A 25,188-nucleotide genomic window follows, 5' to 3' on the forward strand; every position below is an offset into this window, starting at 1 on the left:
TTGTCCTCAATTCGCGACTGCCAGTTCGGGTTCGAGCACAGCGTCGACCAGCTTGCGGGTGATCTCGGTTTTCGGTTCGGTGAGCAGTTGATCCACCGGTCCCACTTCCACGAGCTTGCCGTGGTCGAGCACGCCGGCGTTCTCACACATGTGCTCGACGAGCGCCAGGTTGTGGGTGATCAGCATCATCGTCAGATTGCGTTCACGCTGAAGGTCTTTGAGCAGATTCAGGATCTGGGCCTGCACCGAGACGTCCAGCGCGGCCGTCGGCTCGTCCAGGACGACGAAATCCGGGTCGGTGACCAGGGCGCGCGCGATACCCAGACGCTGCCGTTGCCCACCGGAGAACTCATGGATGTAGCGGTCATAGTGCGACGGCAACATCCCCACCCGGTCCAGCAGATCCAGTGTCTTCGCGCGTGCTTCCGCCGCTGACGCGGTGCGGTACAGCGTGAGCGGGTAGGAGATCTGCGCGCCCACACTGCGTCGTGGGTTGAAGGCCGATCCGGAGTCCTGGAATACCATCTGGATCTGCCTGCGGTAGCGCCGCATGTCGAGGTCGGACAGTCCGACCAGTTCATTGCCGTCGAAGGTGACCGACCCCGAGGTCGCCTTCTCCAGCCCCATCACCATGCGGCCGGTGGTGGTCTTACCGGAGCCGGATTCGCCGATCAGGCCGAATGTCTGGCCCCGGGTGATGGTGAAACTCACCGCGTCGACGGCGACGAATTCGGCCCGCTTGCCGTCTTCTCCGCGTATGGAGAACACCTTCTTGAGCTCGTTGACGCGGACCAACCGGGTGTCAAGCGACATGTTGCTCCTTTTCGGTGTTGCCGTGGAATTCGAACAGCCGCCGCTGCGCGCGGGGCACCGCGCGGGCGGCGTCGTCGAGATGCAGTCGTGGCACCGCGCGCATGAGGCCCTGGGTGTAGGGGTGCTGCGGTGAGTTCAGCACCTGGTCCGCGGTCCCGGTTTCGAGTACGTCGCCGCGGCGCATCACGGTGACATCGGTGCACACGTGCGCCACCACACCGAAGTCGTGGGTCACCAACAGGATCGAGGTGCCGAGCTCGCGGTTGATGTCCAGCAGCAGATCCAGGATCTGCTTCTGCACGGTGGCGTCCAGCGCCGTGGTGGGCTCGTCGGCCAGCAGCAGCTCCGGCCGGCACGACAGTGCGATGGCGATCACCACACGCTGGCGCTGGCCGCCGGAGAGCTCATGCGGGTAGGCCTTCATCCGTCGCTTCGGTTCAGGCAGCGCCACCAGCTCCAGCGCCTCGAGCGCCTTGGTCCTGGCGGTGGCCTTGTCGACGCCTTGATGCAGCCGGATCACTTCCATGAGCTGCGCCCCGACCGTGAACGACGGGTCCAGGGCCGACAACGCGTTCTGTGACACCAGGCCGATGTGCGGGCCACGGATCGCCCGCATCTGCTTGTCGGTTTTGTCCAGCAGGTTCTCGCCGCGGAACAGGATCTCGCCGCTGGTGATCTCGGCCCGGTTGGTACCCAGCAGCCGTAGTACGGCCAGCGAGGTCACCGACTTGCCGGAACCCGATTCGCCCACCAGGCCGAGGATCCCGCCTTCGCGCACGGCAATGTCGGCATTCTTCACCGCATGCACCACGCCGCCGTCGGTGTGGAAGTCGACGGACAGGTTCCTGACGTCCAGGATGTCACTCATCAGCTGGTCTGCTTTCTGGGATCCAGGGCGTCGCGCACCCCGTCGCCGATCAGGTTGAACGCCAGGGAGACCACGAGGATCAGCAGACCGGGAATGGTGGCGACGTGATAGATGCCTTCGAGCAGCACGTTCTTCCCGTCGGCGGTCATGATTCCCCAGTCCGGGGTAGGCGGGATGACACCGACACCGAGGAAGCTCAGCCCGGAGGCGACGACGATCATCAATCCGCACAACGTGGTGGCGTACACCAGAAGCTGCACCACCACGTTGGGCATCAGTTCGCGGAACATCAACAGCAGCGGATTGGCGCCGTAGGCCCGCGCCGCTTCCACGTAATCCTTGCTCGATTCCTGCACGGTGGCGGTGTAGGCGACTCGAGCCATGTAGGGGATCAACGTGATTCCGATGGCCAGCATCACGTTGCCCAGGCCCGCACCCAGCACGGCCGACAACGCAATCGCCAGCAGTACCAACGGGAACGCGAACAGTACGTCCAGTACCCGCATCAGGGTCTCCCCGGCCCGGCTGCGTTGGAAGCCGGCGAACAGGCCGATCAACAGTGCCAGCGGGAACACCACCAGCACCGGAACCACGGCCACCATCAGCGAGTTGCGGCCGCCGTAGAGCAGCCGGGTCCAGATGTCGCGGCCCTGGCCGTCCAGACCCAGCAGGTGCCCGTCGGTGCCGATACCCGCGAGTCGATTGACGGGGTCACCGGCCACCGGGCTGTAGGGAGTGAGCAGCGGGGCGAAGATGGCCGCCAGCGCCACGAGAACCAGCACGATCAGCGACGCGACGGCCCACTTGTCGCGGCTGAATGCGCGAACCGCCAGGCGCCACGGGGGTTTCGGTTTCGCCGCGCCGGCTGCCCCGCCCGCCGGTGCAGGTTCTGTGGTGGCCGGTACGGTGCCGACAGCTTCTGCAAGGGAACTCATGGGGTGACCTTCCTTCGGGTCCGCGGATCGAGGAGGCCGACCGCCATGTCGGCGACGAGGTTGATGATCACGAAGGCCAGCGCGATGAACAGCACCCCGGCCTGCACCACCGGGATGTCGCGCTGGGTGATCGAGGTGTAGAGCTGCTGCCCCAGGCCCGGCCACCCGAACACCACTTCGACGAACACCACACCACCGAGCAGATACCCGACCTGCAGGCCGACGATGTTGACGATGGGCGGCAGCGCATTACGCAGACCGTGGCGCCACAGCACCGACGTGGTGGACAGGCCGGACGCCCGCAGAGTCCGGATGTAGTCCTGTTGCAGGATGTCGACCATCACGCTGCGGGTCATCCGCGCGATCACCGCCAGCGGCACCAGTGCCGCCGCGATGGCCGGAAGAACCAGATGCGCCAACAGATCCGGGAACCCGCCGGGGAACCGGGGGTTGTACATTCCCGAGGTCGGCAGCCAGCCCAGGGTGATGGCGAAGCCGCCGATGAGCAGCAGACCGAACCAGTACACGGGCACACTGGCGCCGGCCAAGGAGATCACCATCGACGCACGGTCGAAGATGCTGTACTGCTTGTGCGCGGCGATCACACCCAGCGGGACCGCGATCACGATGCACAACACCAGCGCGGCGCCGGTGAGGATCAGGGTGTTGGCGAAGCGGGGCACCATGATGTCGGTGACGGGCGCGTTGACCGTCAGCGAGCGGCCCAGATCGCCCTGCAGCAGGCCACCGAGGTAGTCGAAGAACTGCACGGGCAGCGAGCGGTCCAGGCCGAGTTCGGTCCGCAGCGCCGCCACCGCCTCGGCGGTGGCGCCCGAGCCCAGGATGGTCACGGCGGGGTCGCCGGGCACCATCTGCAGCAGCAGGAAGACCACGAGGCTGACGCCGAACAACACCAGAAGTGTTGACAGCAGCCGCGATCCGATGACTCGGGTCATTGTTCGAGCCTCACTTCCGTCAGGTCGTACCACTCTTCGCTGGCCGAGACGAACCCGGTGACGTAGGGCGCGAGCATGTACGGGGCCTTGTCGTTGACGATCGGAACCAACGCCGCGTCGTCGCTGACGATGTTGTTGGCCAGTTGCCAGAACTTCTCCGCCTCGGCCGGGTCCAGTGCGGTGATGGCGTTGTTCATCGCCTCGTCCAGAGCCGGGTTGTCGTAGTAGCCGACATTCGGGCCGTTGGGTGCCTGCAGCTCCGAGGAGGTGACGATGTAGAGCCAGTACGGGCTCGTCATCCCCCACGACATCTGCGCCATTCCGACGCCGTCCTGCATACCGCGGGCCCACACGCCGAGGTACGAGATCCATTCCTGTGTCTGGATGTTGACGTCGACGCCGATCTCGGCGAGGTTCTGCTGGATGAACTCGGCCATCTGGGCGGGCATGATCTGCCCGGAACCGTCGGTCGAGGTGATCAGGGTGGTCTGGAAGCCGTTCTCCAGCCCGACGGACGCCAGCAGCTGCCGGGCCTTGTCGAGATTGCGCTCATAGGCGTCGCGCCGCTCGACGTAACCGCCGGCCGACATGGCCTGCACGCCGTAGGCCGGATTGACCGAACCGCGCAGCAGGTCGCGTGCCATACCTTCGCGGTCGACTGCGAGATTGATTGCCTGACGCACCTCGGGGATGGAGGTGTACTGGTCTTTCATGTTGAACGACAGGTACCAGGTGTGCGGCGGAATGCCCTCGGACAGTTGATAACCCTCGTTGACGAGGTTGTCGATGCTGTCGGGGTTGGGTACCGCGATCATGTCGACGTCCCCGGACCGCAGCGCCGCGGTGCGGGCGGACGGGTCGGGCAGCGGCCGGAACACCACACCGTCGATGTAGGGGACCTTGCCCCAGTAGTCGTCGTTGCGGACCAGGTCGATGCGTTCGCCTCGGATGCGCTCCTTGAACTCGAAGGGTCCGGTGCCCACCGGGTGATCAGCGATGTCGTCGCCGTACTTCTGCAGAGCGGTGGGGCTCATGATCGCGGTGGACCCGTTCCCGCCCTGGGTCAGCATCCGCAGGAACTCCGAGAAGGGTTGTGTCAGGCGGATGTTGAGGGTTTGGTCATCGGTGGACCGGACCGACTCCACGAACTTCCACACGAAGCTGGTCTGCCCGGCTGCCCTGGCCGAGTACTGCGGGGCCGCTTTGTCCCACATGCGGCGGATGTTGTATTCCACGGCTTGCGCGTTCAGCGGTGTCCCGTCGTGGAACTGGACGCCGGGGCGAATGTGGAAGGTGTAGTCCAGACCGTCGGCGGAAACCTCCCACGACTCGGCCAGCGCCGGCTTGAGCGGCGGGATGGTGGCCTCGCTGGACGGAATGGTCAGGTCCTGGTCGACCAGCGGCTCGAAGATCTGCCGGTTGATCCGCCACGAGACCCAGCCGCCGGCCACCTGCGGGTCGAGGATGTCGGCTTCGGACTCGATGGCGATCACCATGATGTTGCCGGTCTCAACGGGCCCCCTTGAACAGCCCACCATGGCGACGGCCGCGAGCAGCGCGACGACGCAGGACGTGAAGAGCCGGTTTACGCGGTGCCGCATGAACGTTCGGATTCTGGTGTCATCCGTGGAACCTCCGGGTAGTCGAGTGGACTGCGCTGTCGAGGGACTGTGTTCCACGGTAGGCGCGCTCACCCACCGAGAACATCCGTCAGACGACGTATTTGATTGGTAGATAAGAGATTCCGGAGACATGCCGATGGGCCGGGTGACGCAGAGGTCACCCGGGCGGTTGATCGGAACTCAGACCGCGAGCTCCGTGGCGTGTACCGCGGCCGCCACCCGGTTGGCCACCCCGAGCTTGCGCAACACCCGTTCGACGTGGGTGCTCACCGTGCGTGGTGACAGGAAAAGCCGTTCACTGATCTCGGTGTTGGAGAGCCCACATCGCAGCAACGCGAGGATCTCCTGCTCACGCGGTGTCAACCTGGCGCGCGCCTTGGCGCGCAACCGGGTGACGTACTTGGTGAACAGCGGCCGTGCGGTCTCCACCATGCACCGACTACGAGCCGAGAAATCGGGGTGCTCCATGTTGGCCTGGCACATACCGACAACCTCGCCGGCGCCGTCGTGGAGAATCATCATGAACCCGTTGGTGAAACCCTCCGGCCGCAACACCTTGGCTCCGCTGTAGGACTCGGGGAACTCGGGTACGTCACGCCAGTCCATCACCCGCGTGGGATCGGCGAATTGCCTGGTGAACTCCGGCATCGACTGGATGTCCGAGCTGAGGTGAGCCGCTACCGCCTCGGAGTAGCCGATCGAGTTGACCAGATGGAAACCTTTGTGCCCCGGAGTCTTGTACGCGAGCAGGAAAGTGTCACAACTCGTCTCGACCCGAACGAAGTCGATGGCCCCGCGAATCCGCACCTCGGTATCGGTCGAGGCCATGGAAGCCGCGATCGAGGCGAAGTCTGGTGTCTCGTGTGCCGCCCGAGTCATGCATACAAGTGCACTACGGACCGACGACAACGAGGTTCAGGTCCTGTTTCCGTACCGTTAAGGCCTGGGTGAGATAACCCACATCATCAGAAGGTCAGCCCCACCATCACGCGCTGTGCCGCCTCGGTGGAACGGGTGTCCTGATCGCCGAACACCGCCCACACCACAGTGCTGCGGGTGTGACCGGCAGGGCGGCTGAGGGCGACGAATGTGCCTGCGCCACTTCCCGAAACGCCACCTGCCGAAACGCCGGGGACCACGACGACGTTCGGTGACACGGCCAGCACTTCGCGCCCGCCCAGCGCCGCGGTGACTGCGAGCGCCGCGCGTTCCGGGGTGGTCAACCAGTTTCCGGACACCAACTGCGAGCCGTCCGCCACCAAGGTTCCCCGCGGCGCCGCAGCGGGGAGGGAGAGCGCATCGGGAGCGGTCAGGGTGATGTTGACGAACAGCAGCGATCCCCACTGCGTCAGAGGCACTTCGACAACCCTGCGGCCGTCGCCCAGGAATTCGGCGCGGGCGTGCCCTCCGGGATCGTTGCTGCTGTCCAGGACTTCACCGTGCGCGCTGAATGCGCACGCCAGATGCGGGCAGCGAACGTTCTGTGTGCTGCCGCAGTGCACCGGCACGGACATGCAGCCGCCGAACGGCCTGGCGTTGATCGCCGCCCTCAGCCCGCCGGATGTGCGGACCACGTGGGCGGCGTGGTAGCCGATGGTGGCGGGAAGTACCGCCCCCACCTCGGTCAGTTGTTCGCTGAATCCGACACACACCCAGGTGTTGGTCCAGTCGCTGCCGTCGGCCGACGGGTGCCTGCCACCCGATGCCGGCCGCAGCAGCAGATTCACCGGGCCAGCTCCTCGGGCAGGTGGAAATTCAGCGCCGGGGTCGAGGTGAACCGGCCGCGGGCATGGATCTGTGAGGCATCGGGCTCGGGTAGCGGGCCGTCCTGGGAGAAGTGATTCAGCACATTCGAGGTCAGCGTGGAGATGTTGTTGTCGTAGTTGTTGTGAGAGAGGCTGCCGCAGTAGGAGATCGAGCTGAACGCCCAGACCGCTCCCCCGTTGGGTGTCTCGTGGAACGCCATATCGGCGCGGATCCGCGGGTTCTGTGTACCGGTGTGCCCGGGTGCGTTCGTCAGGATCAGCTCGGTCACGGTCAGGTAGGCGTCGGTGTGCAGACCGGCCGACGTCGCCACGAGCAGAGTGTGCGGCGGAGAGCCCAGCGTGGTGTCCACGGTGTCGAGCTCCGCCCCGGCCGCCCCACCGCCGACAAGGCCGAAGTCGCCGAGCCGCTCGTCGTAGTCGATCCCCTCGAAGGCCCACGCCACCCGCGGGTCGACGCTCTCCGGGGTGCGTTTGAAGTAGGTCGAGATGTCGAAACCCTGTGCCACCATGGAGGTTCCGCTGACGGCGGCCATGTCACGCCCCAGGAACCGCCACATCCCGCCCAGTTTGCCGTCGCTCTGGTGGTAGTACTCGCCGGGCTGCGCCTGCCAGGGCCGGATACCGGATTCACACCGGCGCAGTTCGGTCACCTCGCCGCGGCCGTAAGCGGGATGGAAGGTGTGGCGCCAGTAGAACCCGTCGCCACCCATGTACATGAGCCGGCCGCCCCGTTCCTTGTACGCGTGGATGGCGTCCAGGTAATGGCCGTCTTTGTGCTCGGGGTGCGAACCGGTGAGCAGGACGTTGTAACCCTCGATGCGTTCCAGGCCGTCGTAGCTGATGTCCTCATCGGTGATCACGTCGAACTGGTAACCCAGTTCGGTCAGCCAGTCGATCAGGTGCAGGTCGGCGTTGAACTGCCACGGCGACTGGGTGAGCCAGGAGTCGTACTTGGGCCGCACGTTGAGCACCGGGCGCAGCCGCGACGAAATGTGCACCCCTGATCCGTCGCTGTGAGTGTCATAGAGCGAGTAACCGTACTCCCGGTGCACGGACAGAAAGATGTTCTCGCGCGCCATGATCGGCGTGCGGTAGAGCAGCGCCTCGACGCTGCCGAAATTGCTGGCCTGGTGCTCGTTGGCATAGGCCATGTAGTCGATGGTCGACATGATGACGGCGATCTTGGCCTGCGGACGGCCCACCGGGGTGCGGACCGTGAACGGGAGGTAGTCCTCGTCGCCGTCGGCGGTGGTGAGTTTGATGGCGTACACCGCGCTCGGCAGGTCGTGCGGCACCGCGAGGGTGAAGTCGACATCCCACCGGGCGTCGTCCAGGTCGTCGTCGTGGAAGTGAATGGCGCCGTATTCGCGGTGATCAACGCTCCAGGCGACCTGCGCACCACTCCAGTTGTGGCCTGTCATCCCGCGGGCGGGCATGCCTACCAGCTCTCCGTCGAGCCGGTAGGGACCACAGTCCACGATCGTGCGAGTGGGGATCTGCAGGCCGAAATCCCACGCCGCCACCACGGCGGAACCCAGTTCCGGGCTGGGTCCCAACCCGCGGCGCTCGTCCATACCGGGTGCCGCACCGAGCTTCATCGTTTCGATCTCGAGCCGGCTCAACACGCGACCGCACAGCCGGGCGGAGTCGATCTTGCCGTTGTAGTGACCGGTCATCGTCCACCCGTGCGGCTGCCGCGACTGCGCGTCGGCGGTCGTGGCGGTGGGATGCGCGGCGAAGGTGAACGGCACCGAGGTGTGGGTGATCGGCTCGGCGAAAACGCCTCTGACCGGTGCCGGCACGGGATCCAGCGCATAGCGGATCTGCGGTTCGTGATGCAGCACTGCCTCTTTGGTGACGGCGTCGAAGGTCGCGGCCACGAAATGCCAGGCCCGGTCACGCACCGGCTCGGCAGCTGTGAGCGTCTGGCCGTCCACCCGTAGACAGATCCGGCCGTCGAGATCCAGGAACAGCCCGTAACCGCTGCCGTCGGCCCACTTGCCCATGATCATCTGCTCGCCGGGCGCCCAGTAACCGTCGACCTTGGTGGGCATGGTCGGCCAGATCCAGCACTGCATGGTGAAGCTGTCCACGCGCAGGGGACGGCGGTCGGCGACCATGCCGTACGACCCGGCGTGGATGGCCTGCGGCCGGCCCGGATAGTCGCCGTTGACCGGTGATTCGATGAGCTGTTCTTTGAAACCCGGCCCGCTCGGGTGGGTGTCGCCGTGGATCAGCTTGACCAGCTCGGCGCGGTAGGAGGCCGGTCCGTCGCAGTTGACGTGGAAGTCGACGGTGTCGCCCTGCTCCACCGACCACTTACTGCCATAACCGGTGAGCCGCAGCATCTCCGGATACATGTCGGTGTCGGTCATGCCCAGTTCTCCCCGCGGGCTTTCCAGGCCGGCGTGTAGTGCTCGGGCATGCCGTCCTCGGCCGGGTACTGCTCGAGGCGCAATGTGAAGATCTCGGCCTGCGCGGCCTGCTCGTCGGTGAACACGCGGTCGTCGATGAACTTCGGCGGCACGCCGCGCACACCCGAGAGACGGGCGATACGCCATTCCCGTTCAGGTTTGGTGCAGACGATGACGAACTTGCCGCCGAATGCGCCCGCGGGCTGCATCCGCAACCGGGTGAGCACGCGGTCGAGTTGCATGTCGTCCTGGATTCCGCCGTGCGCGCCGATGGCGCTGCCCGGCTTTTCGGTGCGGACCACCGAGAATCCCGGCACTCCCTGGAAGTCGCCGACACTCGCCTCGATCGCCTGACGGATCTTTCGCCGGGTCTCGTCATCCTGGGGGATCGGGATCATGCGAGTCCACGTTATGGATCCGCGGCCCGGGAAACCATCGGGCAAATGACGGATATTGTCCCGACCTGACCGGCTGTCCTCACAGGTCGGACGCGCCGCCGTCCACCAGCAGCTCCGTGCCCGTGGTGTACGTAGCATCGAAGGCGCGGTTGCTGCTTGGTCATCTGAACGCCAATCTCAGGTGGTCGAGTCGGCGAACGAGGATGCTGGGTAGCCATCGGCCGACGTCGGCCGCCTCGATCCAGGTGGTCTGTTCCAGCAGCATCCGTAAGACGATCTGGGCCTCCAGCCGGGCCAGTGCGGCCCCGACGCAGAAATGTGCACCCTTGCCGAACGAGATGTGCCCTTTGGCGCCTCTGCGGTCGAGCCGGAATTCATTGGGTTGGTCGAACTGTCGGGGATCGCGGTTGGCGGCCCCCCACATCAGCAGCAGGCGCGAATCGGCCGGCACATCGACCCCGGCCAGCGTGGTGTCTCTGACCACGTGGCGGTAGTGACCGCGAAACGGCGACTCGTAGCGCAGCGTCTCCTCGATGAACGCACCCAGCAGTTCAGGATGGGCGCGGAGCTGTTCCTGAATGTCGGTGTGACTCACAAGAATCCACGCGGCGCTGCCCAGCAACGAAGCGGTGGATTCGCCTGCGGCGCTGAACAAGGTGAGCATGATGGCCAGTGCCGGTAGGTGCTCCACCTCACCGCAGGTGTAGCGGGCGGCGAGGTCGCCGATGAGTCCCGGCGTCGGGTTTTGGTCAGCCTTAGCGAAGTGCTCCATGACGTAACCGGACAGCTCCATCGCGGCCCGGCCTGCGGCGTCCAGTTGGGCCGAACTGACCACGCCGTCAAGCAGGGTGGTGGTGGCGTAGCCGAGCCGGATCAGCGTGTCGACATCTTCCTGGGGCAGCCCGAGCAGGCGGGCGACCACCATCATCGGGAGCCGGTTGGCCACTGCACTCATCCACTCGATCTGCCCATCTGCCACGCCTTCGGACCACAGCTGGACCGCAGTCGCTCCGGCGAACTCTTCGATCACGCGTATCCGCTTGGCGGTCAGGTGGGGCACCAGCAGCTTGCGGTGCGCATCGTGCAGTGGGTCGTCGGCAGTGGCCAGCGCGTGCTGCGGGCCGCCCAGCGGCCCCATGTCGAAAGGGGTGACAGTCCCGTCCCGATACACCATCGTCGCGGTCAAGTTGGACGAGAAGTCCTCGACGCGACTGACGGCCTCTGTCACGGCGTCCCAACCGCACACCGCGTAGAAGAAGGAGCCACCGATGCGCAGCACCGGTGCTTGGCCGCGCATCCGGTCATAAAGGGGGTAGGGGTTCTTTAAGGCATCTGTGCCGAAGAATTCGGTAGCGTCCGCCAATAGGGTCATGCGCTCAGGGTGAGCTCGACGTATACCGGCGTCAACGGTGTAAGCCGAACATGAAAACCGACTCGACACGGACACGGCTGCGGGATTCTCGAGCCACTCAACCGACCAGCGCGTTCGCTGAGAAATCGGCCGGCATTCTTCTCACGGTGATAAAACGGCGTCATGGGGTTGCGGCGAGGGAACACGTGACCGATGGCGACTGACGACTGGCTGGTCGGGCGGGACCGCCACAGCGAGGCCGCCGAGCGGATCTACGCCGCAGCCGCGGACCTGATGTCCCGCCACGGATACGACGCCTTCAGCATCGACGCTTTGGCCGCCACCGTTCACTGCTCACCGGCCACCGTCTACCGCCACGCCGGGGGCAAGGCCGCGATCCGCGACGCCGTGCTGGGCCGGCAAGCCGAGCGCATCCTCGACTCGGTTCGCGAAGCCATCGCAGAGCTGACCGGTCCAGATCGCATCGTCACCGCCACCACGGTCGCCTTACAACGCCTGCGAGCCGATCCGCTCGCAAAGATCATGCGCTCGATGGTCACACTCCCCGGCGAGGAGTGGCTGACGGATTCCCCTGTCGTCAACCGCTTGGCCACCGAGATGGTCGGCATGACGACGCCCGATCCCGTTGCCGCACAATGGCTGATCCGTGCATTCCTTGCGCTGTGGTACTGGCCGATCAAGGACGCCGACACCGAGGATCACATGGTGCGGCGGTTCCTCGGGCCGCCCTACGCGGTCGACACCGACTCGGTAAGGGCTGAGAGTTCGGTGTTCGCCGACCGCCTCGATGCGGCAATCACATCTGCTGCGGACGGACCGCGGACGGCCCAATGAGAAAGCCGCAGATCAAGTCTCTGATCTGCGGCTTCACTGTGGAGCTAAGGGGAATCGAACCCCTGACCTTCTCGATGCGAACGAGACGCGCTACCAACTGCGCTATAGCCCCTTGGTCGGTAGCACAGGCTACCAGTCGGGGCGGGTCAAGCAGAAATCACTGCCCCGCGGCCCGCGGGAGGTCGTACTCCCGGGAGAACGGCACGTAGTCGAGATGCTCGAAGGCCGGGTCCTCGTCGTCGATCTCCAGCACGGCGGCACCCGGGCGGCGCAACCGGGCCGGGACCACATTGAGCTCGTGGTCGACGGTGTTCTCCACCCCGAGGCGGGAACGGGCCATGCGTTGCATACGGCGGCGCCGCAGCCGCTCCTCGATGCGGGTCTGACGACGCAAGTAGGCCAGATAGAGCAGCGTGATGAGGCCCACCGCGGCGGTGGCGTACCACATCGTCGTGGACCACAGATAGGCCGCGCCCGCGGTGACGAGCAGCAGCACCGCCATCGACATCAGCATCCGCTTGCGGAACCGGTACTTGCGCGCGCTGACCGCGGCGGCGGTCTTGGACTCGAAGCGACGGGCTCGCGACGCCGCGGGCATGGCGGTGGTGGGCGGGTCGGCCTCGGCTTCCAGGCCTGAGGTGTCGTCGATGTATTCGTACTCGTCGGCGGTGCCGTCATCCGGTTCGGCAGCCTGCGCCGCCGGCTCCTGTGCCGGTGTCTCCGTGGCGCTTTCGGCGGGTTCCTCGACGGCCGACTCCTGGTCACCGAAGTCCAGCGGCAATTCCTCGCCGTGTTCGGGAGCCTGTTCCGCGGCCGGCGTGCTCGCCGTCTCCGATTTCGCGACGGGCAGCGCACCCGAGTCCATTTCGACCACGTCGACGTCGAGGTAGCCCTCGTCCTCTTCGGCGATGGACGTCACGACGGCGACTGTGCGCCCCCGCGACGGTTTGCCGGTGACGACGACGGGGCCGGTTTCGTCCTCGTCGTAGTCGTCGAGTTCTTCTTCGGGGCGCCACTCGGGATCGCTGCGGTGGCCGGCGGCCGGCTTTCCGCGCCGGATCAACCGCGCGGCGCGGCCGCCGCCGTTGAGCACGCGGGTGGCCAGGGCGACGTCGCTGGTCCGTTTGACGGTGTCACGCTTGTTGATGAGCATGGGCACCAGCACGAACAGCCAGAGCACGACGAGTGAGATCCAGAGCAACGACTGGGGGATGCTTGGCATGGTGGCCTGCTCCTTTCCCCTCCAGGCTAGGTCGGCTGACCTGCGCAACCAGGGCGGCGCGCCGAGGTCAATTACACACCTGTAATTCCTCGGATACAAGCACCATTAGTCACAGATGTCACATCTGCAACAGCAGCCTCGCCTGTGAACGCGCTTCAGACCCACTGCGCACGACCGGTCCGTACCAACGTCGAGGTCACCGAACCGTTCACCTCTTCCACCGTCAGGCCCACCAGGAGGTGATCGCGCCAGCCGCCGTCGACATCGAGGTAACGCCGCAGCAGCCCCTCCTCACGGAAGCCCGCTTTGGCGAGCACCTGGCGGCTGGCCGCGTTCTCGGGCCGCACGGTGGCCTCCACCCGGTGCAACATCACCGCGCCGAAACAGTGATCCAGGCCCAGCGCCAGGGCACCCGTGGCCACCCCGCCCCCGGTGACCTCGCTGTGCACCCAGTAGCCGATCCACGCCGAACGCAACGCACCGTGTGTCACATTGCCGATCGTCAACTGCCCGGCGAACTGCCCGTCCAATTCGATGATGTAGGGCAGCATCCGCCCTCGGCGCGCCTCGGCCCGCAAGCCGGAGCACACCGACGGCCACGCCGAAACAGCATGTCGCGCAGGCCAATCCAGCTCCGCGGTGGGTTCCCACGGCTCGAGGAACTGGCGGTCGGCGATCCGGATCCGGCTCCACTGGGCGGCGTCGCGCATACGGACCGGACGCAGCCGCACCACACCGGCGCGCACCCGTAGCGGTCCGACCGCCGAGGGCCACCCCGGGTGCACGGAGTTGGACCGCCAGAAGTTCACGTCGGTCAGCCGCGCTGGGCCAGGAACGCGACGTCCACGGTTTCCCCGGTGCGCAGCTGTTCCACATCGCTGGGCACCACCACCAGACAGTTGGCTTCGGCGAGGGTGGCCAGCAGATGCGACGACGAACCAGGGGCGCCGCCCAGCGCCTGCACCAGATACTCACCGGTGTCCTGATCACGCATCAGCTGCCCGCGCAGATAACCCTTGCGGCCGGCCACCGACGAGATGGGTGACAGCGTGCGCGCCTGGACGACACGCCGCAGCGGCTGCCGCTTGCCCAGCGACAGCCGGATCAGCGGCCGCACCATCACCTCGAACACCACCAGGGCACTCACCGGGTTGGCAGGCAGCAAGAACACCGGCACCCCGTCGCGGCCCAGCTGCCCGAAACCCTGCACAGAGCCAGGATGCATCGCGATCCGGGTGACTTCCATCTCACCGAGTTCGGACAGCACCGAGCGCACCCCTTCGGCCGCCGCGCCTCCCACCGCACCGGCGATGACGACGATCTCCGCGCGGCTGAGCTGCCCTTCGACCACTTCCCGCAGTTTCGCCGGATCGCTGTCGACGATCCCCACGCGGTTGACCTCGGCGCCGGCATCCCGTCCCGCCGCCGCCAGCGCGTAGGAGTTGACGTCATAGACCTGCCCGGTTCCCGGCGAGCGGGAGACGTCGACCAGTTCGCCGCCGACGGAGAGCACCGACAGCCGCGGCCGGGGGTGCACCAGCACCCGGTCGCGTCCCACGGCTGCCAACAAACCCACCTGAGCGGCACCGACGATGGTGCCCGCGCGCACGGCCACGTCACCGGGCTGGACGTCATCACCGGTCCGACGCACGTAGGCACCCGACCTGACGCCGCGCAGTACCCGAACCCGGGACTGCCCGCCGTCGGTCCAGCGCAGCGGCAGTACCGCATCGGCGAGCGTGGGCATCGGCGCCCCGGTCTGCACGCGCGCTGCCTGGCGCGGCTGCAGCCGGCTCGGGGTCTTGGTCCCGGCCTCGATCACCCCCATCACCGGGAGGCTGATCTGGCCCGAGGCGGCCCCGCCGTCTTCGTCCCAGCCGTCCGCACCATCGATACCCAGGACGTCGACGCTGCGCACGGCGTACCCGTCGATCGCAGCCTGGTCGAACCCGGGCAGGGGGCGTTCGGTCACCACCTCTTCGGCGCACATCAACCCCTGCGCCTCAGCGATCGCCACCCGAACGGGTCGCGGCGCCACCGCCGCGGCCTGTACCCGGGCCTGCTGTTCCTCCACCGAACGCACAGTGCGCCTTTCTGTATCGGCCCCGGCTGGGTCTGTCTCGGGCCCGGGCCGACGCAGCGCTACTGCTCGCTCAACCCCAATCGCGAAACCAGCCAGCTGCGTAGTTCCGGGCCGTAATCGTCACGGTCCAAGGCAAAGTCAACCGCAGCCTTAAGGTAGCCGCCGGGATTTCCCAGGTCGTGTCGAGACCCCCGGTGCACCACCACGTGCACGGGATGGCCCTCTTCGATCAGCAGCGCGATGGCGTCGGTCAGCTGGATTTCCCCGCCCACGCCCTTGTCGACCCGCCGCAGCGCATCGAAGATGGCGCGGTCCAGGACGTACCGGCCGGCTGCGGCGAACAGCGACGGCGCGTCCTCGGCCTTCGGCTTCTCCACCATGCCCTTGACCCTGAGCACATTCGGGTTCGCCGCGTCCGGGACGGTTTCCACGTCGAACACGCCGTACGCACTGATCTCGTCTTCGGGAACCTCGATGGCGCACAACACGGTGCCGCCGCGCTTGGCCCGCACCTTGGACATGGTCTCCAGGACACCGGTGGGAAGCACCAGGTCATCCGGCAGCAGCACGGCCACGGCATCCTCGTCGGGCAACAAGGTGGACTCGACACAGCCGACGGCGTGGCCCAGCCCCAACGGCTTCTCCTGCACCACGGACTCGACCTTGATCAACGCGGGCGCACGGCGGACCTTCTCCAGCATGGCCTTCTTGCCGCGGGCTTCCAGCGTGCCCTCGAGCACCAGGTCCTCGACGAAGTGCGCGACCACGCCGTCCTTGCCCTCGGAGGTGATGATGACCAGTCGTTCGGCGCCGGCTTCGGCCGCTTCGGCGGCAACCAGTTCGATACCCGGCGTGTCGACGACGGGCAGCAACTCCTTGGGCACGGTCTTGGTGGCGGGCAGGAACCGGGTTCCCAGACCGGCTGCGGGCACGATTGCCGTGCGCGGAATGGGTACCTGAGGTGCGTTCATCGTTCACACCCTAACTGCAATGCCGAGGTCTTACAGGCTGGCCGTCGGGTCCGGCGGCTGCTAGTTCTGTACCCGTGAATGCGATGTCAAAAGCCTTGTTGCGCGAGCAACTGATCGCCTCGCGACGAGCGGTGCCCGAGGCTGTTCGCCAGGCTGAGGCCGCGGCGCTGAAAGCACACGTGGCATCGATCGCGCGGTTGGCCGAGACCGTTTGCGCCTATGTACCGGTACGCACGGAACCGGGGACGCCAGCGTTGTTGGACGCGCTCGCGGCGGCCGGCGCCCGGGTGCTGCTGCCGATCAGCCGCGTCGATTCCGCGGGCACCCCGCAGCCGCTGCGGTGGGGCCGATACTCCCATGGACAACTCGTCCCCGCCGGATTCGGCCTCCTGGAACCGTCCGGTGAGGCGCTGCCACCGGAGGCTGTCGCCGAGGCGGGCGTCGTGCTGGTCCCCGCGCTCGCCGTCGACCGCCGTGGTGTCCGGCTCGGCCGCGGCGCCGGCTTCTACGACCGATCGCTGCCGCTGCGCGACCCGACGGCCAGGCTCATCGCGGTGGTTCGCGACGACGAACTGCGCGACGAACTCCCCGGTGAACCTCATGACGTCCGCATGACGGATGCGCTGACCCCGGGGCACGGGTTGGTGCCGCTGGGGGGCGCGCCGGGAATGCACCCGACCGAATAGCGGTTCTAGCACTTGGCACGGTAGAGTGCTAAGGAAATTCTGATCTTCCCGGAGGTTCGTGTGCCGACCTACAGCTACGCATGCACCGAGTGCGGCGACCGCTTCGACGCAGTGCAGGCCTTCTCCGATGACGCGCTGACCACGTGCACCAAGTGCGAGGGCCGGCTGCGCAAACTGTTCAATTCCGTCGGCGTGGTGTTCAAGGGCAGTGGCTTCTACCGCACCGACAGCCGCGAGAGCAGCAAGAGCTCGTCCACGGCATCCTCCTCCAGCACGGGCTCGGACTCCGGTTCCGGCTCCAGCGAGAAGTCGTCCAGCTCCAGCGACAAGAGCTCCAGCGACACCAAGAGTTCTTCTCCCGCGCCTGCAGCGGCATCAAGCTAGCCGCTCCCCGGTTATCCACAGGCGGCCCGCCCGGTGAGTGCGGGCCGCTTGTTGTGCTGTCTACGCTGTCGCCATGAGACTGGGCCGCACCAGTAGCCTCGATCCCACCCTGTTCACCCGCTTTCGCCAAGCGCTGCAACCGGATTGGGTGCACTCGGTGCGCGCGCGCCGGGTGGCGGCGGGCGCGCTGGTGGTCCTGGCCGCGGCGGCGGCGCTGCGGTCCGAGCCTGGCGGCGCCCACGCCGACGCCGTTGTCGCGATCAGGGACCTGAGCCCCGGTGTGGTCGTGACCGCAGACGATGTTCGTATCGAGAGTCGTTCTGCTGCAACACTTCCCGACGGAACGCTGGCCGACCCCACTGCGGTGGTCGGCGCGGCCCCCGCCGGCCCGGTACGTCGCGGAGAGGTCATCACCGATGTGCGCCTGCTCGGCACCCGGCTGACCGAGGCGGCGGCGGGACCCGACGCCCGTGTGGTGCCGCTGCAGCTGGCCCAAGACGCGATTCTCGACGTGCTCCGCGAGGGTGACGTGGTGGATGTCATCGCCGCACCCCCGTCGGCGCCCGGGCCCGATGCGGGCCCCACCGGCCGCACCGTGGCCACCGACGCCGTGGTGGTGTTGGTCTCACCCGATCCCGGCGGGCTCGCCGGCGCCGGGGACCGTGTGGTCCTGGTGGCGCTGCCGGCTGCGGCGGCCACCGCCGTCGCGGCGGCCAGCCTTGGCCACACCATGACGTTGACTCTTCACTGACGTCCCCACCGTTGACCTGACCCTGGGCCACCGGGCGACTAACGTCTCAAGATCTGGACAACATGTCACCCGATGACAGGAGAAATCACCCATGTTGAAGGGGTTCAAGGAATTCATCGCGCGCGGCAACATCGTCGACCTGTCGGTCGCGGTGGTGATCGGTACCGCGTTCACGGGTTTGGTCACGGCATTCACTCAGAACGTCGTGCAGCCGCTGATCGACCGGATCGGCGCAGGCCCCGAAAAGGAGTACGGAATCCTGAAGATTCCGCTCGGCGGTGATCAGTTCGTCGATCTCAACGCGGTGCTGTCCGCCGGAATCAATTTCATCCTGGTGGCCGCTGTCGTGTACTTCGTCATCGTGCTGCCGTACAAGAAGTTGCGCGAGCGCGGCGAGGTGGAACAGGCGCAGGACACCGAGTTGAGCATCCTCACCGAGATCCGCAACATCCTGCACAGCGCGAACAACGGCACCGGCCCCGACGAGCATGTCACCGGCCCGGGCACCGGACCGAGCCCCGACACCGCGCGACACACGAGCGCGGACAAGAACTGAACTGCCTCACCACGATTCGGGTCCACCGACAAAACCGCCCCCGGCTGGGAAGCCGGGGGCGGTTTTGTTTGCGATCGTCAGAGGGTCACCAGTCACCGATGGGCGGCGAGAACTCGAAGGCGCCGTTGGACTCCAGGTTGAACGGAGCGGCGGTGGTGCCGACGACGGCCTTCACACTGTCGCGGGTCTCACCCTGGGCGTGCACGATGCCCGCGTCGCCCGAGCGGGTGGACAGGAAGCCGCGAGCTTCACCGATGGCGGTGGCGCGCAGCGAGTTGTCGTCGATGACGAGAGCCTGACGGCTGGTCACCTGCGGGGTGGGGGCCACCTCCTCGACGTCCGCGCTGGCCGTTCCGCTGCCGAGGCTCATGAACGCTGCGGCTACGGCGAACGAACCGAGACCAAGAGCACCCAGCTTCTTGGAGCTACGGATGAGGCCACTGGCGTTTTCGGCCATCGGCGCTTCCCTTCATTAGTGAGGACCCGAAGGACCCATTGGTTTAAGTCGTAGAGCTTCCTGAACAATACCAGTCAAAGTCCCTGTGCGGGCGCTGAGACCGGAAAATAGAACTTGAACTCACGGTGATTTGTTTTTCGGCGTCGGGAATCTCCGCCCGCACCCGAAACTTCCTGGCAGACAACCGAATCCGGCCCTCCGATGCGAGGCTGCCGGCCGCGGTGAAACAGCGCCGCATCGGCAATTGACAGGAAATCACAGGGTTTCGCCATTCTTGCGAAATGCACGGCCGCGAACGCCGGTTCCACCCAACAAAACGACCCCCGGCAAGGCCGGGGGTCGCTTTGTCAACGAACTAGCTGAGTCGAAAACTCAGTTCATGTTCCAGGGCTCGCCGTAGGTGGTCACGCTGTCACCGGCCGAGGAGATCAGTCGAGCGTAGGGGCGCAGCAGCACGCCACCGGCCGCACCGGTCACGGTGCCGTGCGCGTTGGAGACCGCAACCGCACCGTTGGCGCCGGCGACGTCCACGGAGAAGGTGGCGACTTCCTGGATGCCGGGTCCGTTGCCCAGGTCAGCCGAGATCGAGACGCCGGGGAACAGCGGCGGGGTAACGACGGCGGGGATCAGGTCCAGGCCGAGTCCACCGGTGATCGGGTTGAATTCGCCATAGTCCTGACCGTCGAACGCGATGTTCGGGGTGGTGTAGCTGAAGTTAATGCCCACACCCAGCGACCACGGGAAGCCAACCTGGTAGCCCAGCTCGAGCACGCCCTCGAAGTCGTCAGCGCCCTCACCGGTCACTGCGTAGACGGCCTTGCCGGAGTGGAACCACTCACGGGTGAGACGGTTGCGGTCCAGCGGGAAGACACCGTTGAGGAACGTGTCCCACTGCTGGATGGTCAGGGTGCGGCCCTGGCCGTCGACGAGGCTCAGTTCATTGTCCAAGCCAGCATGCGAGGTGCCCGTGCTCGCGAACAGAGCCGCGATGGAGGCGATCAACGCCACCAGCACCCGACTGATTACCTTCATGTTCTCCCCAGCTGTGTTGGCGGTGATCCCGGGGCGGTTTCACCGAGTTGGTGGTTTTTCGTGGTTGGCATGTTCACACCGCACACGAAGCAAGAGGTCACAAATGAGAGGCCTCACATGCTGCTCTTACGTTTTGCTCATCGTTGATGACGGGAGAAACATAACGGCAGGGCATACGGGCGGCAACGCGGGGCCCCTACGCGCCGCTCCTGGAATCCCGCTGGAAGAAGTTTGCTGAACGGCTGTGTCGGCTTGACACAACAACCCCGTGCGCATCAGGGGCATCCACTGCCGCATCCCCCACTATCACGTGTCCGCGCGATCCGCGCGAGAATGGAAAAACCGCAGATCAGGCGGGTTGAATCCAAACGTTATGTCAGCCGTGATGAGGGGGAATGTTGTCCCGCCACCAACGCTCCCGGTCGGCGTCACCGCGGCCGGCGTCCGGATCACGCTCGTCGGAGGATTCCTGGGGAATTTCCGAACCGAAGATCTTGTTAACTGAATCCCTGTCCCGCGGAGATAACGTCATCACAAATCTTTCCTGGTGTGAGCAAGATCACATTCTGCAGGTTTGTTCTGTTCACTTACACGAAACATTGCGGCAGCATTAGAGAACGGTTGGAGAGTTCCGAGCCCGAAGATGGCGCGCACATTAAAAACGCCGTCTGAGTGCTCCCCCAGAGTTGGGTGAGCGCTCAGACGGCACATGGACGTCGGAGTCAGATTTCCAGGCTCGAGAGCTGGCCGATGATCTGCGCCGCCAGCGGGCTCAACGTAGCCATCCCGTCGCGCACGGCGGGGCGTGACCCGGCGAGATTCACCACCAGGGTGCTCCCGGAGATACCTGCCAGTCCCCGTGACATTCCGGCGTCGATGATGCCGGCAGACAGCCCGGACGCACGTAACGCCTCGGAGATCCCCAGCAGCTCGCGATCGAGGATGTCGACCGTCGCCTCAGGGGTGACGTCGCGGGGTGTCACCCCGGTTCCGCCCACGGACACCACCAGGTCCACACCGCCGATCACCGCGGTGTTCAGCGCGTTCCGGATCTCCACCTCGTCGGAGGCGACGACCACCACACCGTCGACCACGAATCCCGCTTCATTGAGCAGCTCGGTGACCAACGGACCGCTGTGGTCCTCTTCGTCACCGTGCGCGGTCCGATCGTCGACGACGACGACGAGAGCCCTACCCACCAGGTCATGAGGCTGTTCCATGGAAGCAACCGTATATGTGGAAGCAGACTTCGTCCGCATCGTTTGCGGAGGAGCCGTCCGAATCACCATCACTGGTCGGCCTTCCCCAGCGTCACCTGCAGGGTCTGCGGGTCATTGCCGTCGGCATCGACGTAGGTCAACGTCACCTTCTCCCCTGGCGCCTTGGACCGCACCGCGGCCACCAGGGCGCCGGCTCCCGAGATGGGCCGGTCGTTCACCTTGGTGACCACCACACCGTTGGGCAGGCCGGCCCCGGCGGCCGCCCCACCCCGGGTGATCTCCACGATCTTGGCGCCGTTGATGGCGGTGTCGTTGCTGACCTGGACGCCCAGCGACGCGTGCGAGGCCGATCCCGTGCTGATCAGCTCATCGGCGATGCGCTTGGCCTGGTCCACCGGGATCGCGAACCCCAGCCCGATCGAGCCCGACTGCGGCTGATCCTCGCCGCCACCCAGTGTGGCGATTGCCGAGTTCATCCCGACCAGCTCGCCGTTCATGTTGACCAGCGCACCGCCGGAGTTGCCCGGATTGATCGCGGCATCGGTCTGGATGGCATCCAGCACGGTGTTCTGGTTCTTCGCATCACCGGCGGTGGACACCGGCCGGTTGAGTGCGCTGACGATACCGGTGGTGACCGTGCCTTCCAGGCCCAGCGGCGAACCGATCGCCACCACATCCTGGCCCACCCGCAGGTCCGCTGATGAGCCCAGCGTGATCGGGGTGAGCCCCGAGACACCTTCGGCGCGGATCACGGCGACGTCGCTGGCCGGGTCGGCACCCACCACCTTGAAGGGCGCGGTGTTGCCGTTGGAGAAGGTCACCGTCGTGGTGGGAGCGGCCCCGCGCGTACCCGGGCCCAGGGGAAGGCCCGGACTCGCTTCCGGCCCGGCGGCAGACGGTGCCCCGGCGGCCGACACCACGTGGGCATTGGTCAGGATCAGCCCGTCCGGCGACAGAATGATCCCGGAGCCCTCCTCATGCGCCCGGCCGAGGTTGAGCTCCAGCTTGACCACGCTGGGCACCACCTTCGCCGCGACCTGCTCCACCGAGCCGGCGGGCGCGTTCGCCGCCGGCATCCCCGGAGCGGCACCGGTGGCCGTGGTGAAGGTGTTGACCGGCCTGTCGTCGGGATGTGCCACCATCGCCACCCCACCGCCAATTCCGGCCGACACCACGGCAATAGCCATGGCCCCCGCGAAAAGCTTGGTGCGCGAACGCTTCTGGTACTGCTGATGCGGCGGTTGGCCGGGCACCGGGTAAGCGCGGTAGCCGGCGGACTGGCGCGGGTCGTGCTGCTGGTGACCACCCTGCGGCTGCGTGGCATACCGCCAGTCGTATTGAGGCACTGGCCCCTGTTGAGAACCCGGAGCGTAGTGACCGTGATAACCCGGACCCGCAGGCGAAGTGGGGTGGTGCTGTCCCGAGTGCTGCGGGTGGGGCGAATACCTCGGGTGGTTGGTCATCGGGGTCTGATCACCGGTCCTTCGACAGTCGGCCGCGACCGGTGGCTCAGGCGGTCACGGCAGGGGAACGTCTCTCGTTGACAACCACCTTGCCTCCGTCGACTGAGAATCGACTGAGACAACACCCTGTTGTGATCGTGTCGTTGCCTTATCTGTGACCTGCGGCACCGAATCGGCGTCGTCGGCCCCCACGGCGCCGTCGCCGGCGTCGTCGTTCGGATACGGCGCGGGTGATCCGGGCCGGCCCGGCAGCAGGACGAAGAACGAGGTTCCCGGCGGCTGCCCCCCGGGCACGGTGTCTTCCACACGCAGCGCACCACCGTGTTTGAGCACCACCTGCTTGACGATGGCCAGACCCAGCCCGGAGCCGGGCATCGCGCGCGCGGCGGTGGCCCGGTAGAACCGTTCGAACACCAGGTGCCGTTCCTGCAGCGGGATACCGGGACCATGGTCGGAGACAACGAGTTCGGCGTGTGACGGGTCCACCTGCTTCAGCCGCAGCCCCACCCGGCCGCCCGACGGGCTCCACTTGGCGGCGTTGTCCAACAGGTTGAGCACCGCGCGCGACAGACCGGCGGCGTCGCCGTAGACCTGCCACGGCGTGACCTCGACGTCGAACTCGATGTCGCTGCGGCGCCGCCGCACCCGTTCGAGGCTGCGGTCGACGACCTCGGTCATGTCGACGGGTTCGTAGATGACGCCGCCGGCTTCGTCACGCGTCAGATCGACGAGATCGCCGACCAGCGTGGACAATTCCTCGATCTGGCCGATCACGTCGGAGCGCAGATCGTCCATCTCGGCTTCCGGGATGCTCGCCGCGCCCGGTCGGGTCGAGGCCATCAGCAGCTCGACATTGGTGCGCAACGACGTCAACGGTGTGCGCAGCTCGTGACCGGCGTCGGTCACCAGACGGGCCTGGCGTTCCCGCGACTCGGCCAGGGCCCGCAACATCATGTTGAACGCTTCGGTGAGCCGGGCCAGTTCGTCGCTGCCGAACACCGGAATGGGCCGCAGGTCGTCGGTGCGGGCCACCCGCTCGGCGGCTTCGGTGAGCTTGGCGACCGGCCGTAGCCCGGTCCTGGTGACCGCGGCCCCCGCGATCGCAGCGACCGCCACCCCGACACCGCCCACGATCAGCAGCACCCAGCGCAGCTTCATCATCACCGCATCGGTGGGGGCCAGGCTCTTGGAGATCAGCAGCGTGCTGCCGTTGGGCAGGTGCACCGCCAGCACCCGTTGATCGGCTGCGGTACGTCGCGACATGAAGAGCTCACCGGCGATCACGGCTTTCTCCGTCGCCCCGATCGGCAGCGTCTGGCCTTCTTGGTTGGCCGTGTAGATGGACCGGCCGGGGTTGATCAGCATCGCGTTGACATCGGAGTACGCCGTGCCCTCGATGGCCTTGCCGGGATCCGAGGCCAGCGAGCCACTGGCGATCAGCAGCTGGGCCCGGCTCTGCAGCTGGTTGTCGATGTCGTCGTAGAGCGCCGCGGACACCACCGCATACACCGCGAACGAGATCAGCACCACCACCATGGCCACCATGGACATCGCGAGCAACATCACCCGCCATCGCAGTGACAACGATGTCGTGGCTCTGGATTCGCGCCGGTTGGACCGTGCCATCTCTGTCAGGCCCGGCGTCTCAGGGCGGCGTCTCGCGAAGCACGTAACCCACTCCGCGGACGGTGTGGATCAGTCGCGGCTCGCCCTCCGCTTCGGTCTTCCTGCGCAGATATCCGACATACACCTCGAGCGCGTTACCCGAGGTGGGGAAATCGAAGCCCCACACCTCTTCCAGGATGCGGCTGCGGGTCAGCACCCGGCGCGGGTTTGCGATCAGCATCTCCAGCAACGCGAATTCAGTGCGGGTGAGGCTGATCTGCCGTTGCCCGCGGGTGACCTCACGGGTCACCGGGTCCAACGTCAGGTCGCCGAAGGTCAGCGCGACGGCTTCCACTTTGTCTTCAGGCCCGGTGCGGCGCAGCAGCGCGCGCATCCTGGCCAGCAGCTCCTCGAGAGCGAATGGCTTGGGCAGGTAGTCATCGGCGCCCGCGTCCAGGCCGGCCACCCGTTCGGACACCGAATCGCGAGCGGTCAGAACCAGAATGGGCAGGTCATCGCCGGTACTGCGGAGCTGGCGACAGACCTCGAGCCCATCGAGCCTCGGCATCATCACATCGAGGACCACCGCGTCGGGACGGTCGGTGGAGATCGCGTTGAGCGCCTCGACGCCATCCTCGGCCAATGAGACCGAGTAGCCGTTGAAGGAAAGGGAACGACGCAGGGACTCGCGCACCGCGCGATCGTCATCAACGACAAGAATGCGCACGGCCACCAGTGTTATCCCAATGTCTGAGAGCGGCCTGAGAGGCGCTCCGAGGA

At 66.4% G+C, this 25,188-nt stretch carries 26 protein-coding genes and 1 tRNA gene; 5 read left to right on the forward strand and 22 right to left on the reverse strand.

All coding sequences use genetic code 11. From position 1 onward, the window contains the following. Positions 1-6: 6 nt before the first annotated feature. The 10 genes from AC3A6P_RS12445 to AC3A6P_RS12490 form a co-directional block, all read right to left on the reverse strand. Complete coding sequence (locus AC3A6P_RS12445; RefSeq protein ID WP_487691802.1) at positions 7-813, reverse strand: ATP-binding cassette domain-containing protein; 807 nt, start codon at positions 811-813, stop codon at positions 7-9. After that, entirely contained in the window at positions 803-1,681 is an 879-nt protein-coding gene (locus tag AC3A6P_RS12450; RefSeq protein WP_487691803.1) for an ABC transporter ATP-binding protein, read from the reverse strand. Before AC3A6P_RS12450 ends, AC3A6P_RS12445 begins: the two co-directional genes overlap by 11 nt. Next, positions 1,681-2,616 carry an ABC transporter permease gene (locus AC3A6P_RS12455; RefSeq protein WP_487691804.1) on the reverse strand — a complete coding sequence of 312 codons (936 nt, stop codon included), beginning with the start codon at positions 2,614-2,616 and terminating at the stop codon, positions 1,681-1,683. Before AC3A6P_RS12455 ends, AC3A6P_RS12450 begins: the two co-directional genes overlap by 1 nt. Continuing rightward, complete coding sequence (locus AC3A6P_RS12460) at positions 2,613-3,572, reverse strand: ABC transporter permease (RefSeq protein ID WP_487691805.1); 960 nt, start codon at positions 3,570-3,572, stop codon at positions 2,613-2,615. The genes AC3A6P_RS12455 and AC3A6P_RS12460 overlap by 4 nt, the downstream gene beginning before the upstream one ends. Next, complete coding sequence (locus tag AC3A6P_RS12465) at positions 3,569-5,173, reverse strand: ABC transporter substrate-binding protein (RefSeq protein ID WP_487691806.1); 1,605 nt, start codon at positions 5,171-5,173, stop codon at positions 3,569-3,571. Before AC3A6P_RS12465 ends, AC3A6P_RS12460 begins: the two co-directional genes overlap by 4 nt. A gap of 201 nt (positions 5,174-5,374) precedes the next feature. Beyond that, on the reverse strand, positions 5,375-6,073 hold the full coding sequence (locus AC3A6P_RS12470) for a response regulator transcription factor (RefSeq protein WP_487691807.1): 699 nt from the start codon (positions 6,071-6,073) through the stop codon (positions 5,375-5,377). 86 nt (positions 6,074-6,159) lie between these two features. Continuing rightward, positions 6,160-6,921 (reverse strand): Rieske (2Fe-2S) protein, encoded by a 762-nt coding sequence (locus AC3A6P_RS12475; RefSeq protein ID WP_487691808.1) that lies wholly within the window; start codon positions 6,919-6,921, stop codon positions 6,160-6,162. Then, on the reverse strand, positions 6,918-9,335 hold the full coding sequence (locus AC3A6P_RS12480) for a N,N-dimethylformamidase beta subunit family domain-containing protein (RefSeq protein WP_487691809.1): 2,418 nt from the start codon (positions 9,333-9,335) through the stop codon (positions 6,918-6,920). The genes AC3A6P_RS12475 and AC3A6P_RS12480 overlap by 4 nt, the downstream gene beginning before the upstream one ends. Then, on the reverse strand, positions 9,332-9,772 hold the full coding sequence (locus AC3A6P_RS12485; RefSeq protein ID WP_487691810.1) for a N,N-dimethylformamidase alpha subunit family protein: 441 nt from the start codon (positions 9,770-9,772) through the stop codon (positions 9,332-9,334). The genes AC3A6P_RS12480 and AC3A6P_RS12485 overlap by 4 nt, the downstream gene beginning before the upstream one ends. 160 nt (positions 9,773-9,932) lie before the next feature. Further along, positions 9,933-11,144 carry a cytochrome P450 gene (locus AC3A6P_RS12490; protein ID WP_487691811.1) on the reverse strand — a complete coding sequence of 404 codons (1,212 nt, stop codon included), beginning with the start codon at positions 11,142-11,144 and terminating at the stop codon, positions 9,933-9,935. A gap of 192 nt (positions 11,145-11,336) precedes the next feature. On the opposite strand from AC3A6P_RS12490, the gene AC3A6P_RS12495 reads away from it, so the two are divergent. Continuing rightward, a complete protein-coding gene (locus AC3A6P_RS12495; RefSeq protein WP_487691812.1) occupies positions 11,337-11,978 on the forward strand; it encodes a TetR/AcrR family transcriptional regulator in 642 nt (213 codons plus the stop codon). Between the two features lie 39 nt (positions 11,979-12,017). Here the strand turns inward: AC3A6P_RS12495 and AC3A6P_RS12500 are convergent. The 5 genes from AC3A6P_RS12500 to AC3A6P_RS12520 all read right to left on the reverse strand — a co-directional run bounded on the left by AC3A6P_RS12500 (position 12,018) and on the right by AC3A6P_RS12520 (position 16,254). Continuing rightward, positions 12,018-12,090 (reverse strand) — tRNA-Ala (locus tag AC3A6P_RS12500). A gap of 45 nt (positions 12,091-12,135) precedes the next feature. Next, a complete protein-coding gene (gene sepX / locus AC3A6P_RS12505) occupies positions 12,136-13,200 on the reverse strand; it encodes a divisome protein SepX/GlpR (RefSeq protein ID WP_487691813.1) in 1,065 nt (354 codons plus the stop codon). Positions 13,201-13,355: 155 nt separating this feature from the next. Further along, complete coding sequence (locus AC3A6P_RS12510) at positions 13,356-14,009, reverse strand: GNAT family N-acetyltransferase (protein ID WP_487691814.1); 654 nt, start codon at positions 14,007-14,009, stop codon at positions 13,356-13,358. 5 nt (positions 14,010-14,014) lie between these two features. Next, positions 14,015-15,283, reverse strand: coding sequence for a molybdotransferase-like divisome protein Glp (gene glp, locus AC3A6P_RS12515; protein WP_487691815.1), 1,269 nt, complete (start codon positions 15,281-15,283; stop codon positions 14,015-14,017). Positions 15,284-15,342: 59 nt separating this feature from the next. Next, a complete protein-coding gene (locus tag AC3A6P_RS12520) occupies positions 15,343-16,254 on the reverse strand; it encodes a UTP--glucose-1-phosphate uridylyltransferase (protein WP_487691816.1) in 912 nt (303 codons plus the stop codon). 83 nt (positions 16,255-16,337) lie between these two features. Here AC3A6P_RS12520 and AC3A6P_RS12525 point away from each other — a divergent pair, with 83 nt between their 5' ends. The 4 genes from AC3A6P_RS12525 (at position 16,338) to mscL (ending at position 18,631) form a co-directional block, all read left to right on the forward strand. Beyond that, a complete protein-coding gene (locus AC3A6P_RS12525) occupies positions 16,338-16,940 on the forward strand; it encodes a 5-formyltetrahydrofolate cyclo-ligase (RefSeq protein WP_487691818.1) in 603 nt (200 codons plus the stop codon). Positions 16,941-17,000: 60 nt separating this feature from the next. Continuing rightward, positions 17,001-17,324, forward strand: a complete 324-nt coding sequence (locus AC3A6P_RS12530; RefSeq protein WP_487691819.1) for an FmdB family zinc ribbon protein — start codon at positions 17,001-17,003, stop codon at positions 17,322-17,324. Positions 17,325-17,397: 73 nt separating this feature from the next. Then, positions 17,398-18,075, forward strand: a complete 678-nt coding sequence (locus AC3A6P_RS12535) for an SAF domain-containing protein (RefSeq protein WP_487691820.1) — start codon at positions 17,398-17,400, stop codon at positions 18,073-18,075. Positions 18,076-18,166: 91 nt separating this feature from the next. Beyond that, positions 18,167-18,631, forward strand: coding sequence for a large-conductance mechanosensitive channel protein MscL (mscL, locus tag AC3A6P_RS12540; RefSeq protein WP_487691821.1), 465 nt, complete (start codon positions 18,167-18,169; stop codon positions 18,629-18,631). An 85-nt stretch (positions 18,632-18,716) separates the two neighbouring features. Here the strand turns inward: mscL and AC3A6P_RS12545 are convergent, their stop codons facing one another. The 7 genes from AC3A6P_RS12545 to AC3A6P_RS12575 form a co-directional block, all read right to left on the reverse strand. Further along, positions 18,717-19,088, reverse strand: coding sequence for a hypothetical protein (locus tag AC3A6P_RS12545; RefSeq protein WP_487691822.1), 372 nt, complete (start codon positions 19,086-19,088; stop codon positions 18,717-18,719). Positions 19,089-19,460: 372 nt separating this feature from the next. After that, positions 19,461-20,120, reverse strand: coding sequence for a porin MspA (gene mspA, locus AC3A6P_RS12550; protein ID WP_487691823.1), 660 nt, complete (start codon positions 20,118-20,120; stop codon positions 19,461-19,463). A gap of 376 nt (positions 20,121-20,496) precedes the next feature. Further along, complete coding sequence (locus AC3A6P_RS12555; RefSeq protein ID WP_487691824.1) at positions 20,497-20,652, reverse strand: hypothetical protein; 156 nt, start codon at positions 20,650-20,652, stop codon at positions 20,497-20,499. A 190-nt stretch (positions 20,653-20,842) separates the two neighbouring features. Beyond that, complete coding sequence (locus AC3A6P_RS12560; protein WP_487691825.1) at positions 20,843-21,379, reverse strand: MogA/MoaB family molybdenum cofactor biosynthesis protein; 537 nt, start codon at positions 21,377-21,379, stop codon at positions 20,843-20,845. Positions 21,380-21,408: 29 nt separating this feature from the next. After that, positions 21,409-22,803, reverse strand: a complete 1,395-nt coding sequence (locus AC3A6P_RS12565; protein ID WP_487691826.1) for a S1C family serine protease — start codon at positions 22,801-22,803, stop codon at positions 21,409-21,411. A 54-nt stretch (positions 22,804-22,857) separates the two neighbouring features. Further along, a complete protein-coding gene (locus AC3A6P_RS12570; RefSeq protein WP_487691827.1) occupies positions 22,858-24,429 on the reverse strand; it encodes a HAMP domain-containing sensor histidine kinase in 1,572 nt (523 codons plus the stop codon). Positions 24,430-24,448: 19 nt separating this feature from the next. After that, positions 24,449-25,135: a response regulator transcription factor gene (locus AC3A6P_RS12575; protein WP_487691828.1), complete on the reverse strand. Its 687-nt coding sequence runs from the start codon at positions 25,133-25,135 to the stop codon at positions 24,449-24,451. Between the last annotated feature and the right edge of the window lie 53 nt (positions 25,136-25,188).

The organism is Mycobacterium sp. Soil_C_30 (assembly GCF_057656995.1).

Excerpts from the sequence above, each read along its gene's own strand:
- AC3A6P_RS12445 (WP_487691802.1), bottom strand. The coding sequence starts at position 813 with ATGTCGCTTGACACCCGGTTGGTCCGCGTCAACGAGCTCAAGAAGGTG.
- AC3A6P_RS12450 (WP_487691803.1), bottom strand. The coding sequence starts at position 1,681 with ATGAGTGACATCCTGGACGTCAGGAACCTGTCCGTCGACTTCCACACC.
- AC3A6P_RS12455 (WP_487691804.1), bottom strand. The coding sequence starts at position 2,616 with ATGAGTTCCCTTGCAGAAGCTGTCGGCACCGTACCGGCCACCACAGAA.
- AC3A6P_RS12460 (WP_487691805.1), bottom strand. The coding sequence starts at position 3,572 with ATGACCCGAGTCATCGGATCGCGGCTGCTGTCAACACTTCTGGTGTTG.
- AC3A6P_RS12465 (WP_487691806.1), bottom strand. The coding sequence starts at position 5,173 with ATGCGGCACCGCGTAAACCGGCTCTTCACGTCCTGCGTCGTCGCGCTG.
- AC3A6P_RS12470 (WP_487691807.1), bottom strand. The coding sequence starts at position 6,073 with ATGACTCGGGCGGCACACGAGACACCAGACTTCGCCTCGATCGCGGCT.
- AC3A6P_RS12480 (WP_487691809.1), bottom strand. The coding sequence starts at position 9,335 with ATGACCGACACCGACATGTATCCGGAGATGCTGCGGCTCACCGGTTAT.
- AC3A6P_RS12485 (WP_487691810.1), bottom strand. The coding sequence starts at position 9,772 with ATGATCCCGATCCCCCAGGATGACGAGACCCGGCGAAAGATCCGTCAG.
- AC3A6P_RS12490 (WP_487691811.1), bottom strand. The coding sequence starts at position 11,144 with ATGACCCTATTGGCGGACGCTACCGAATTCTTCGGCACAGATGCCTTA.
- AC3A6P_RS12495 (WP_487691812.1), top strand. The coding sequence starts at position 11,337 with ATGGCGACTGACGACTGGCTGGTCGGGCGGGACCGCCACAGCGAGGCC.
- sepX (WP_487691813.1), bottom strand. The coding sequence starts at position 13,200 with ATGCCAAGCATCCCCCAGTCGTTGCTCTGGATCTCACTCGTCGTGCTC.
- AC3A6P_RS12520 (WP_487691816.1), bottom strand. The coding sequence starts at position 16,254 with ATGAACGCACCTCAGGTACCCATTCCGCGCACGGCAATCGTGCCCGCA.
- AC3A6P_RS12525 (WP_487691818.1), top strand. The coding sequence starts at position 16,338 with ATGTCAAAAGCCTTGTTGCGCGAGCAACTGATCGCCTCGCGACGAGCG.
- AC3A6P_RS12535 (WP_487691820.1), top strand. The coding sequence starts at position 17,398 with ATGAGACTGGGCCGCACCAGTAGCCTCGATCCCACCCTGTTCACCCGC.
- mscL (WP_487691821.1), top strand. The coding sequence starts at position 18,167 with ATGTTGAAGGGGTTCAAGGAATTCATCGCGCGCGGCAACATCGTCGAC.
- AC3A6P_RS12545 (WP_487691822.1), bottom strand. The coding sequence starts at position 19,088 with ATGGCCGAAAACGCCAGTGGCCTCATCCGTAGCTCCAAGAAGCTGGGT.
- mspA (WP_487691823.1), bottom strand. The coding sequence starts at position 20,120 with ATGAAGGTAATCAGTCGGGTGCTGGTGGCGTTGATCGCCTCCATCGCG.
- AC3A6P_RS12555 (WP_487691824.1), bottom strand. The coding sequence starts at position 20,652 with ATGACGTTATCTCCGCGGGACAGGGATTCAGTTAACAAGATCTTCGGT.
- AC3A6P_RS12560 (WP_487691825.1), bottom strand. The coding sequence starts at position 21,379 with ATGCGGACGAAGTCTGCTTCCACATATACGGTTGCTTCCATGGAACAG.
- AC3A6P_RS12565 (WP_487691826.1), bottom strand. The coding sequence starts at position 22,803 with ATGACCAACCACCCGAGGTATTCGCCCCACCCGCAGCACTCGGGACAG.
- AC3A6P_RS12570 (WP_487691827.1), bottom strand. The coding sequence starts at position 24,429 with ATGGCACGGTCCAACCGGCGCGAATCCAGAGCCACGACATCGTTGTCA.